The 9967-nt window shown below is 71.8% G+C and carries 13 protein-coding genes; 6 read left to right on the top strand and 7 right to left on the bottom strand.

The window, feature by feature from the left end; genetic code table 11:
* Positions 1-1044 (bottom strand): choice-of-anchor L domain-containing protein (locus tag N869_RS09635; RefSeq protein WP_035060788.1); only part of this gene is annotated, 1044 nt, incomplete at its 3' end.
* A gap of 228 nt (positions 1045-1272) precedes the next feature.
* On the opposite strand from N869_RS09635, the gene N869_RS17775 reads away from it, so the two are divergent.
* From N869_RS17775 to N869_RS09620, 3 genes are read left to right on the top strand one after another with little or no spacing between them, the layout of a single operon-like run.
* Positions 1273-1674 (top strand): YbaB/EbfC family nucleoid-associated protein, encoded by a 402-nt coding sequence (locus tag N869_RS17775; protein ID WP_052105327.1) that lies wholly within the window; start codon positions 1273-1275, stop codon positions 1672-1674.
* Positions 1671-1991 (top strand): hypothetical protein, encoded by a 321-nt coding sequence (locus N869_RS09625; RefSeq protein ID WP_035060786.1) that lies wholly within the window; start codon positions 1671-1673, stop codon positions 1989-1991. The genes N869_RS17775 and N869_RS09625 overlap by 4 nt, the downstream gene beginning before the upstream one ends.
* The gene (locus N869_RS09620; protein WP_052105324.1) at positions 1991-2923 is read left to right on the top strand and encodes a WXG100 family type VII secretion target; all 933 of its coding nucleotides are present in this window, start codon (positions 1991-1993) and stop codon (positions 2921-2923) included. The genes N869_RS09625 and N869_RS09620 overlap by 1 nt, the downstream gene beginning before the upstream one ends.
* Positions 2924-2946: 23 nt before the next feature.
* Here N869_RS09620 and N869_RS17365 read toward each other — a convergent pair whose 3' ends face one another.
* Positions 2947-3264 carry a hypothetical protein gene (locus N869_RS17365; protein ID WP_035060783.1) on the bottom strand — a complete coding sequence of 106 codons (318 nt, stop codon included), beginning with the start codon at positions 3262-3264 and terminating at the stop codon, positions 2947-2949.
* An 87-nt stretch (positions 3265-3351) separates the two neighbouring features.
* Here N869_RS17365 and N869_RS09610 point away from each other — a divergent pair, with 87 nt between their 5' ends.
* On the top strand, positions 3352-3882 hold the full coding sequence (locus tag N869_RS09610; RefSeq protein WP_035060780.1) for a pyridoxamine 5'-phosphate oxidase family protein: 531 nt from the start codon (positions 3352-3354) through the stop codon (positions 3880-3882).
* An 18-nt stretch (positions 3883-3900) separates the two neighbouring features.
* On the opposite strand, the gene N869_RS09605 is transcribed toward N869_RS09610, so the two are convergent.
* Both N869_RS09605 and N869_RS09600 read right to left on the bottom strand, forming a co-directional pair.
* A complete protein-coding gene (locus N869_RS09605; RefSeq protein WP_052105322.1) occupies positions 3901-5490 on the bottom strand; it encodes an alpha/beta hydrolase in 1590 nt (529 codons plus the stop codon).
* Positions 5487-5813: a hypothetical protein gene (locus tag N869_RS09600; RefSeq protein WP_156968476.1), complete on the bottom strand. Its 327-nt coding sequence runs from the start codon at positions 5811-5813 to the stop codon at positions 5487-5489. The genes N869_RS09605 and N869_RS09600 overlap by 4 nt, the downstream gene beginning before the upstream one ends.
* Positions 5814-5977: 164 nt before the next feature.
* On the opposite strand from N869_RS09600, the gene N869_RS09595 reads away from it, so the two are divergent.
* Positions 5978-6796 carry a sulfurtransferase gene (locus N869_RS09595; protein WP_052105328.1) on the top strand — a complete coding sequence of 273 codons (819 nt, stop codon included), beginning with the start codon at positions 5978-5980 and terminating at the stop codon, positions 6794-6796.
* A gap of 34 nt (positions 6797-6830) precedes the next feature.
* On the opposite strand, the gene N869_RS09590 is transcribed toward N869_RS09595, so the two are convergent.
* From N869_RS09590 to N869_RS17000, 3 genes are all read right to left on the bottom strand, one after another.
* Positions 6831-7922, bottom strand: coding sequence for a pirin family protein (locus tag N869_RS09590; protein WP_035060774.1), 1092 nt, complete (start codon positions 7920-7922; stop codon positions 6831-6833).
* Between the two features lie 238 nt (positions 7923-8160).
* Entirely contained in the window at positions 8161-8706 is a 546-nt protein-coding gene (locus N869_RS09585) for a DinB family protein (protein ID WP_035060771.1), read from the bottom strand.
* Positions 8707-8734: 28 nt separating this feature from the next.
* Complete coding sequence (locus N869_RS17000) at positions 8735-9829, bottom strand: S8 family peptidase (RefSeq protein ID WP_232229685.1); 1095 nt, start codon at positions 9827-9829, stop codon at positions 8735-8737.
* Between N869_RS17000 and N869_RS18525 the strand changes: the two genes are divergently transcribed.
* Positions 9752-9967: hypothetical protein (locus N869_RS18525; RefSeq protein WP_232229686.1), on the top strand; the 216-nt coding region annotated here is incomplete at its 3' end. The two genes, N869_RS17000 and N869_RS18525, sit on opposite strands and share 78 nt — an antisense overlap.

Raw genomic sequence — 9967 nt, 5'->3', positions numbered from 1 at the left:
GCCGAACTCGTCCACGAACGTCGGCGCCGCGGCCGTGACCGGGCGGATGTCGGTGAACGTGAAGGTGAACTGGGACTCGCCCTCGAGCACGTACCCGTCAGTCGCCTCGGCGTCCACGACGACGGTGCCAGTGCCCGGGTAGGTGCCCGGTGCGATCAGCAGGCCGTCGACCAGGTACTCCACGCCCTCGACGGCGGGGATGGTGAACGTGTCCTCCTCGGTGCCGAGCTCGTCGACGAACGTCGGCGCCGTCGCGGTCACCGGGGTGAGGGGTGGCAGGGCCTGCGCGCCCGGGGTGCAGTCGGTCTCCACGTCGGCCACGGAGCCGACGCGCAGGTTGTCGATGAGGACCGCCGAGTCGTAGCTCGCGTCCCCGTGGTCGAAGATCGTGAAGAAGAGCGACTGCAGCCCGGACTCCAACGGTGCGGCGGCGGTCAGCAACGGCGTGGCGCCGTTGAAGACGGTGCCCTCGGCCGCTGCCTCGACCACTGCGGCGTTGGTCGCGTCGAACAGCCCGGCGTTGATGCTGATGACACCGCCGTCAGCGTCGAACGCGAAGTTGTTGGGGGCGTTGATCGTGTCCCCGTCGATGCTCCAGTCGTCGGTGCCGACCTGGGCGATGAACGCGTCGTTGTACCCCTGGCCGACGAAGTCCGGGTACTCCTCGGAGAGGAACCTGAAGTCGAACCCGAGCAGGCAGTTCACCCCGACGGGGACGTTCAGGACGACCTCCAGGGTCGTGATGTCGAACGCACCGCCCCGGGCTTGGGTAGGTGAGAACTGGGTGCTGGCATGGGTGCTCTGCGCCCCCTGCAGCTGCCCGGCGTCCCCCGTCGACAGGACCGCGAACGCGCCACCCTCGGTCCGCGGGAAGCCCGCCACGGGATCGGTCACCACGGCCGTCGAGCGGCCGTCGGCGCCGGCCGGTTCGGTGAGCGTCACCGAGTGGATGAGGTTCGCGTCGTCGACGATCGCGGCGGCGAGCTCGGGCCCGGTCGCGGCGGACGCGGACGAGGCCAGCACCACCGATCCGAGCAAGGTCACTGTCGTCGCTGCGGCGACACAGGCGCGTACACGCATGGTTCTCTTCTTCTGTCGGGCGTGACGAGACCACCGGGATGCGCCTCGGAGCCAAGGTTTCGGCCCTCTGACGTTCGGCCGGGCCCGCACCTCGTTGAGGTTTACCCGGTCCCCACCGGTGAATGTGGGCGTGTACCTGGCGCCGCCGGACCCCCGTGGACGAAGATGCACGGGCGACGACGAGGAGGCGATGTGGTCCAGGACCCGGAGACCCAGAGGTGGGTCGCGCAGATGGAGGCGGCCGCACTGGAACGGCTCGAGGCCGCCGCCGCGCTCCAGAACGACCTCGCCACGACCACCGGTGTCGGGTCGAGCGCCGACCGCGGGACGACCGTCACCGTGAACGCCTCGGGGGTGCTGGTCGACGTCGAGTTCACCGCGCGCGCCCTGGACCTGTCGCCCGACCAGCTGCGTGCGGCCGTCCTGGAGGCCGCCGCACACGCCCAGACCGACGCCGCGACCAGGGTCGCGACTCTCACCGAGGGGTTGCCGGGCGCACAGGACATGCGTGACCTGATCGCGGGGCGGGTCCCTGAGCGGACCCAGGAGGACCTCGCCCGGGAGCTCGCTGCACGCCGTGGTGAGCCACGGTGACGGGGTTCGAGGTCGACCTCGACCTCGTGCGCCGCGCCGCCCGGCACCACGAGGACCTGGCGCAGGCCTACGCCGACCTGGACACCCGCCGTGCGGCGGCCGGTTTGGAGCGCGGTGCCCTGGGCAAGCTCCCGGAGTCCGACGCCATCCACGCCGCGTTCGAGGCCCGCTACCACGGCCTGGGCGAGGCGCTGGCGGCGTTGCAGGAGATCTACCGGAACATCGGTGACGGTCTGGTGGCCACCGCCGACGGGTACCTCACCAGCGATGACGCGGTCGCCGCGCTGCTGGCCACCTACTCCGAGCAGGTGCCGTGATGGCGCTGTCCGCCACGTTGTCGGTGTGGGACAAGGTCAACGCCTGGATGTCGCCGCTGGACGGGATGGTCGACGCGCTCATGCGCCCGCTGGTCGACCCCCTGGTGGGGATGTTCGACAGCGTGACCGGGCGTTCGAGCGAGGTGCGCAGCACCGCGCAACGGTGGCGTGACCTCGCCGCGACCCTCGACGAGCTGGTCGACCACCACCAGCGGGTGATCACCCCTCTTGCCCAGTCGTGGGACGGCGCGGCGCACGAGGCGTTCCAGGCCTCGATGCGCGAGCTGCTGCGCAACGTCGACGAGCTGGCGTCCAGCACCCGTGAGACGGCCGAGTTCCTTGAGGACGCGGCCATGGAGGTGGAGCTCGCGGAGGAGCTCGTCGCCACGATCATCCGGGAGCTCATCCAGTGGGCTCTGCTGACGTTGGCGGTCAGCGCCGCGCTGAGCATCGTGACCGTCGGGGCATCTGCCCTGGCCGGTGGCGCCGCGGCGGCCGCGCAGGCTGCGGTCGCGGGGTCACGGATCGCGACGGTGATCGCGCGGATCGCGACGGCCCTGCAACGGTTCGCCACGGTGCTGCAGACGATCAACAAGATGCGGTTCTTCTCACGCGAGGGGTTCTTCATCAAGACGTTGCTGGTCAAGGGTGTGCTCATGCGCCCGGTGGTGAGCAACCTGACGGGCCTGAGCGCCGCGCCCGTGCGTGAGTCGGTGCGCACCGGCCTGGTGGGCTTGAGGGACATCGCCGCCGACGAGTTCGACGACACCCTGCGGGGCGAGACCGGGCTCCAGACACCGCTGCGGGCGCGCCTGGACGGGCTGGTGGGCCCGGCCGCCGAGGGCGCGCGACCGGCCGCCGAGGCCTTGGCCCCCGTCACCGCGGTGGTCGAGGAGGTCGACCGGAGGCTTCCGCGCGCGCCCTTCCAGTGAGGCTCGCGCGGACCACCCGGGGGTCACCTGCGGCGGAGCACGACCGCCGCGAGGGACACGCCCTTGAGGATCAGCACCACGAACGTGACACCCAGGACCGCGGCACCCAGGAGTGCGCCCACGACTGCACCCCACCCGCCCCCGAGCCACCAGCCGAGCAGGGCCGGGCCACCGACGACGACGGCCACCGCGACCACCCACATCACGAGCTCCAGCAGGCCCTGCCCCAGACCGCGGCCCACCTCACGGGACGCCTCACCGAGGGTGGGGACGCGGGGCGGGGTCTGCGACGCGCCGGGGCGCGGGTGCGGGTCTGCCCCGGGGGGCGGCGGTGTGGTCACGCCAGCACGGTAGCGCCACGACCCGCGGTCCGTGAGCCTGGTGCGGGGCGATGACGTCCTCACGACGTCCCCTGGCAGGATGCGGTGATGGTGGTGACGAACCCGTGGTTGGCCGGCCCTGCACCCACTGCGCGCCTGGATCGTGAGCGGTTGGGCGAGCGGATCTTGAACCTGTTGTCGACGCACAACGTGTGCGTCCTGGCGACGTCGGGGCCGGACGGACCGTTGGCGACGCCGGTGCGGTTCTTCCACCTGGGGTTCACGGTGGTGTTCACCGCCTCGGGCACGTCACCGAAGATGCGGAACCTCCGTGCCGACCCGCGGGTGTCGATCGGGGTGGTGGCCCCGTTGGTGGGGCAGGCCAGCAGCCGTGGGGCGCAGCTGTTCGGGACCGCGCAGATCCTGGAGCCCGGTGACGTGGGGTTCGACCGGTACTGGTCGGTGGTGCGATGGCAGTCCGATCACGTGGAGCGGTCCCGTGACCTGGACGACCCGCCGTTGGGCACGATCGGTGTGGTGCCTGCGGATCGGATCGTCTACACCGAGCACTGGTTGCGTCGTGAGGGGTACGCGCCCCGCCAGTTCTGGCGGCGTGAGTCAGACGGGGAGGCCGTGTAGGGCCTGGCGTGTGGCCGGTCAGCTGTCGATGCGCCGGTCGGGGACGCCGGCGATGACGGTGGCGATGTTGTGGTGGCTGGTGGTGCCGGGGCGCAGGTAGTCGCTGTGCCCTGTGGAGCCGTCGAGGGCCGTGCCGTCGAGCGTGGTGGGGGCGGTGGACAGTCCTTGGATCCCCTCGATGCTGCTGGGGTCGGCGCCAAAGTACCCGAGGTTGGCGACGATGTCGCCGGGTGCCTCGAGGTGGAACACCTGCCCGGGGGGTACGCGCAGGTCGCTGAGGGTGCTGGTGCCGATGCCCGGTGAACCGAGGACGACGGCGGCGTCCACGCCGGTGGACTGTTGCAGGGCCAGGCCGGTGGTGGTCGACCCGTAGGAGTGGCCCAGTGCGGTGATCTGGGGGTTCACGGGCCGGGACGCGTCGATGCCGCGGTAGAAGTCGCCGAGCGCGTGCGAGCCGGTGACGGCGGAGCTGATGTTCGCGACGGAGGTGGTCGTGAGCCGGAGGATCCCGTCGACCTGGGGGGCGGCGTACCCGAGCCAGGACACGGTGGCGACGTCGCCGCCGTCCCCGTGCGTGCGGGACTGCTCCTGGGCGGTGGTGCGAAGGCCGGCCATGTCCTGGTCGTAGTCCAGGAGCCGGGCGGCGACGGTGGTGGTGAACCCGGGGGTGAAGACGGCGACGTGGCTGGCGGTGTCGAGGTCGCCGACGGCCACGGCGGCCTTGAGCTGGCGTGAGCCGGTGGTGTCGAGCAGCAGCAGCTGGCGGTCGCCGCGGGTGAGGACCTGGTCGAGGGCGTCGAGGCCGGTGAGCTTGTTCTCCAGGAGCCGCAGGGCGGTGACCTGGTCGTCGGTGCGGTCCTGCGGGTCGATGGCGTGCAGGGCGTCGGCCTGGGCCTGGAGCTCGGCGCGGTGCCGGGGAAGCAGGGCCCGGTTGGCACGGTCGCGGACGCGGGCGGGTATGCCGTCGGCGCCGGCGACCCACTGGGGGTGCAGGGCGAGGACGGTGGCCTGCTGGTCGGGGGTGAGCAGCTCCCACCACGTGTTCATCTCGTGGGGGCTGCCGTCCGGTGGCGGTGGGGGCGGTGCATCACCGGTGTTCCGCATGTGTCCTGGGCGGGTGGCGGCTGCGGCGGCCGCCTCGAGGACGGCCGTGAGGTGGGTGTCGGCGTCCTGGGCGGTGCGCAGGCACTGGCGGAGCCGGTCGGCCAGCTCGGTCATGGCCATGGCACGGTCGTGGGGGTCCTCGCCGGTCCACCAGCGGGCGTCGCGGACGGCGCCGGTGGACCGGTCGACGGTGAACCCCTGGGTGGTGGCCCACCGGAGCAGGGAGTCGATCTCTGCCCGGACGTTGCGCACGGTGGTGGCGGTCGTGTCGACGGCCCGGGCGACGGAGGCGAGGTCGGTGGTCGCGGAGTTCAGGTCGTGGGTGAGGCGCCGGTGGGCGGCGCGGGCGGGTCGGGCGGCGGAAGCGACCCAGGTGGTGGGTGGGGGGTACCGGGTGAGGTCGTCGTGCACGGCGACCAGGGCCCGCCGGTCGGCGAGGAGCTGGTCTGCGACGGCACTGAGGGCGTCGGGGTCCCACTGCAGGACGCTGCGCAGGTTCGTCATCCCGGTGAGGTCACCGGCCCCAGGCGCCCGGCCAGACGGCTGGCCCGCGTGGTCGCGCGGGTGTCGGCCGCGAGGGTGGCGGTGACGGTGGCGTCCAGGCGGGCCTGCTGGGTGCGAGCCTCGTCCACCCACCCGGTCGAGGCGTCCCGCCAGGCGGTGCGCAGGCGTCGGGCGGCGTTCGCGGAGCGGGAGCCGGGCAGGGCTGCGGCGAGGGCGGCGACGTGCTCGGGATGGTCGACGGCGGCGGCCGCGTCACCTGCGGCACCGACGGCTCGGGCCGCGTCGCGGACGTCCGCGCTCTCGATCTCGACCTGCCCCGTCATCGTCACCCCTTTTGTCGGCGCCCCATTGTGGCCGGGTGGTGGTGGCCGATGTGCGCGGGGCCCGGGTCCTGTGGACAGGTGCGGGCAGGTGGCGGCGAACCTCCCGTGTGCTCGTGCGGCAGGTGCGGGTAGCGTCGGTGGGCGACAGGGCGGAGGTGGTCGGGGTGATCCCACCCGTGGTGGACCAGGCGTGGGTGCGGGCGCACCCCGACGTGGTGCTGGCCGATGTGCGCTGGTACCTGGACGGGCGTTCCGGGGAGCGGGCGTTCACCGAGGGGCACCTGCCGGGTGCGGTGTTCGTGGACCTGGACCGTTGGTTGGCGGGCCCCCCGTCGCCGCAGGCCGGGCGCCACCCGTTGCCGGACCCCGCGGTGTTCGCGCAGGGGATGGGCGCGGCGGGCATCAGTGACGGGGACGTGGTCGTGGCGTACGACGACGCCGGTGGGACGGTCGCCGCCCGCCTGGTGTGGATGCTGCGGGCCACCGGGCACGACGCCGCCGTCCTGGACGGGGGCCTGACCGCGTGGGACGGGCCCCTCACCACCACCTCACCGGACCGGTCGCCCGGGTCGTTCACCGCCCGGCCGTGGCCTGCGGAGCGGTTGGCCGACCTCGACGAGGTCGTCACCGGTGCGGGCGTCCTGGTCGATGCCCGGGCCCGGGCCCGCTACCGGGGTGAGGTCGAACCGGTGGACCCCCGCGCCGGGCACGTCCCCGGTGCGGTGAACGTCCCGTGCGGGGAGCTGATGGGTGCCGACGGCCGGTTCCTGCCGCCCGACGAGCTGCGTGAGGTGTTCGCCGACGTGGGGGTCGTGGACGCGGCCGACGTGGTGGCGTACTGCGGGTCGGGGGTCACCGCCTGCCACGTGCTGGTCGCCCTGGAGCACACGGGCCTGGGGACGGCCCGCCTGTTCCCAGGCTCCTGGTCCCGGTACTCCTCTGACCCCACCCTCCCGGCAGCGACGGGCCCACAGCCCCGCTGACGGCGCCCGCCTCGCGGGCCGCTGCCGCGGTGGCTCAGCTGCGGGGCTTGAGCCGGTGGTTGGGCAGCGGCGGTGCGGGCAGGGGGGCGTCGGGGTGACCGTCGACGTGGCCGTAGCGTCGACCGTCGGGGTCGTGGACGGGTACGGGTGGGACGCCCTCGTCACCGGCGAGGTCGGCGGTCTCGGTCGCGCCGGCGGTGGTGTCCCCGGCCCGGGCGACGGTCGCGTCGTCGGCGCCGATCTCGGCCTGCCACTCCCGGCGCGCGGTCTCGATCTCACCGTGGTCACGGCCGATGAAGTTCCACCACATCACGACCTGCTCCCCCAGCGGCCGGCCCCCGATGAGCAGCAGCAACGTGTCCTGGTGGGCGGTGAGGGTGAGCTGGCGGACGCCGGGCGCGGCGTAGAGGAGGTCGGCGCGGGTGACGTCCTCCTCGATGTCCCGCGCGAGCACCCCCACGGTGACCGCACCGTCGTCGACGAGGATTCCATGCTCGAACGTGGTGTCGACGTCCACGGTGAGGGTGGTGCCGGCCCGCAGCCGCACCTCGGCCCCCAGCAGCGGCGAGAACGTCGCCACCGGGGACGTCACCCCCACCAGCGACCCGAGGAACACGCTGACCTGCCCCCCGGGCACCTCCGTCACCTGCGCCACGTGGTGGGTGAACGCGGGGGCCGTGTCACGGTGCGCCTCGGGCAGGACGACCCACATCTGGACGCCGTGGAGGGTCGTGGTGCGGTCGGTGGAGTCCTCGGAGTGGCTGATGCCCCGCCCCGCGGTCATGAGGTTCAGCTCGCCGGGGCGCACGAACGCGTGGGTGCCGAGGCTGTCACGGTGCTCGACCTCACCGGAGAACAACCAGCTGACGGTCTGCAGCCCCGTGTGGGGGTGCGGGGGGACTCGCATCCCGCCGGTGACGGCGACGTCGTCGGGCCCGTAGTGGTCCAGGAAGCACCACGCACCGATGAACGACCGTCGCCGTTGCGGGATGGTGCGGCGCACGGTCATGGCCCGGATCCCACCCAACGGCACCTCCCGTGCGGTGAGGAGCTCGAGCGCGGGTGCGTCGGGGTCGAGGGTGTCGGCGCACACCTGCTCGGTGGGGGCGGTCTCGAGGTTCGTCACGGGTGGCTCCACCGGTCGGGGTTGTGGATGGTGCAACGCGTGTCGGTGGTGGCGTGTTCCATGGGCGTTCTGCCCCGGTTCATCGACCCCGGTTACGATGATCTTGGCGTGGGGCCCTTCGGAGTAAGCGTCCGAGGGGCCCTTGGCATGTCACAACCCACACCCTTGTCCACAGGTTTGCCAGCGCTTCTGTGCGGGAAACACACCCCTGTGTGCAAACCCTGTGGATAACTCGGGGTCAGTGGGTCACGTCGTGGAGGTGGTGCACGACGTCGTGCGCGAAGTACCGGCCCAACGTGCGCACCGTGAACGCCGACCCGTTGGAGCGCAGCCCGCGGCGTTCCCACTGCTCGCGCCGCACGGCCGCGAACCCGGCAGCCAGGTCGGCGCCGGCGTCGCGCAGCTCCTCGGCGACCGCGGAGGGCGCCTGCTGGTCGTAGCGTTCGCTGAGGGCGGTGGCGTCCTGGTCCCAGTTGGGGAAGGTGGGGTCGTCCTCGACGAGCATCATGGCGAGCCGTTCGTCGAAGATCCGGAACACGTCCCGCACGTGGCACGCGTACTCCAACGGTGACCACACGTCCGGGCGGGGTCGCCGGCGGACGTCGGGGCGACCCAGCTGGGATTCCCACCGCGGCACCCACTCGTGGATGAGGACGGGCAGCTCAGGGCCGATGACGTCGTCAGGTTCGAACCCGCAGTCCTCGCACCGCTGGTGCAGCACCCACGTCCAGTCCTTGGTGTCGGGCTCGATCACGCCTGCGGGGGTCACGCGCTCCTCGTCCATGCCGGGAGACTAACGCCCGGCCCGCACGTCACCGGGGCCGGGCGGCGGGTGGCGGTCCGGCGGACGTCCGGCGGCGCACGGCGACCGTCACCACCAGCGCGAGCCCGACCGCCACCGCTGCCGCACCGACCGCGACCACCGGGACGCCCGGGAACCCACCTGCAGGTGAGGGGCCGTCCGCGGCAACCGTGGCCTGGTCCTGCTCGTCGGCGTCCCCGTCGGCGGCGTCGGGCAGGGGGTCGCCGCCGGTGATCTCCTCGATGGTGGGGCGCGCATCCTCGCGCAGCAAGGGGTTCTCGTCGGGGTAGGACGTGGGGTCTGCCTGGAGCATCCGGGAGATCGACACCGTCCCGTACCCCACATGATCATCGTGACGCACCAGGTCACCGTCGTTGAGGAACGTGTGCCGCAACAACGTCTGGATCATCTGGTTCCCGGTCGCATCCGGGTACTCAGACCACACCAACGCCAACGCACCCGCCACCCACGGAGCCGCCAACGACGAACCATCCTGCAACCGGTAGGAGGTCCATCCTGAATTTCCATCGATAGTCCGAATCCCACCGCCCGGCGCCACTACCGCTACTCTGGGATCCGCGAGCGACAAACCCGGAATCAAGCCACCGTCCGGCCCACCGGACTCCACGACCACGACTCCGTTCGCCTTGGCCATCGAACCAAGGGCGAAGCCATCGCTCGCTTGCTGTGGAGAAGCGAGGACGACTACCGCACCTGAGCGGTATGCTCGCGCCAGCGCATCGGATGTATCAGAATCCAGGTTTCCCCCCAACGAGACGCTGATGATGTCTGCGCCTTCCACCACCGCTTCATCTATCGCGCGGGCACGCGAGTCGACCCCATCTGCATCAGAGCAGGGCTGGGTGGCTCCGTCGATGCGGGCTCCTGCCCCATAGAAGTTCACCGTAGCGCCTGGCGCCACGCCCATCATTCCGGGCTGCCCAGCTGCTCCTCGACCAGTGCCAATAATTACCGCAACCACGTTTGTTCCATGATTGGCAGGGAACTGATCTCCGATATTAGACGTATGACCACTCGGGTCGTCCGAGGCCGCGCAGAACGACTCTTCTCGGACCCGGAGGTCCGCACCCTCAAACTCTGGCACGTCCGGGTTGATGCCGAGGTCGATCACCGCCACCGTGATCCCCTCACCGGTGGTCCGCTCGTGGATCTCGCCCAACCGCGCAGCCTCCACGTACCAGAGACCATCCTGCTCACCGACAGCCACCGCACCCGGGACCGC

The organism is Cellulomonas bogoriensis 69B4 = DSM 16987 (assembly GCF_000767165.1).
GTDB classification, from domain to species: domain Bacteria; phylum Actinomycetota; class Actinomycetes; order Actinomycetales; family Cellulomonadaceae; genus Actinotalea; species Actinotalea bogoriensis.
Note: the sequence above shows the minus strand (reverse complement) of the source record. Positions and strands in the feature narration are given on the sequence as shown.

What these genes read in the sequence shown, in the direction of transcription:
- N869_RS09620 (WP_052105324.1), top strand. Translation starts at nt 1,991, where the DNA reads ATGGCGCTGTCCGCCACGTTGTCGGTGTGGGACAAGGTCAACGCCTGG.
- N869_RS09610 (WP_035060780.1), top strand. Translation starts at nt 3,352, where the DNA reads ATGGTGGTGACGAACCCGTGGTTGGCCGGCCCTGCACCCACTGCGCGC.
- N869_RS09605 (WP_052105322.1), bottom strand. Translation starts at nt 5,490, where the DNA reads ATGACGAACCTGCGCAGCGTCCTGCAGTGGGACCCCGACGCCCTCAGT.
- N869_RS09600 (WP_156968476.1), bottom strand. Translation starts at nt 5,813, where the DNA reads ATGACGGGGCAGGTCGAGATCGAGAGCGCGGACGTCCGCGACGCGGCC.
- N869_RS09585 (WP_035060771.1), bottom strand. Translation starts at nt 8,706, where the DNA reads ATGGACGAGGAGCGCGTGACCCCCGCAGGCGTGATCGAGCCCGACACC.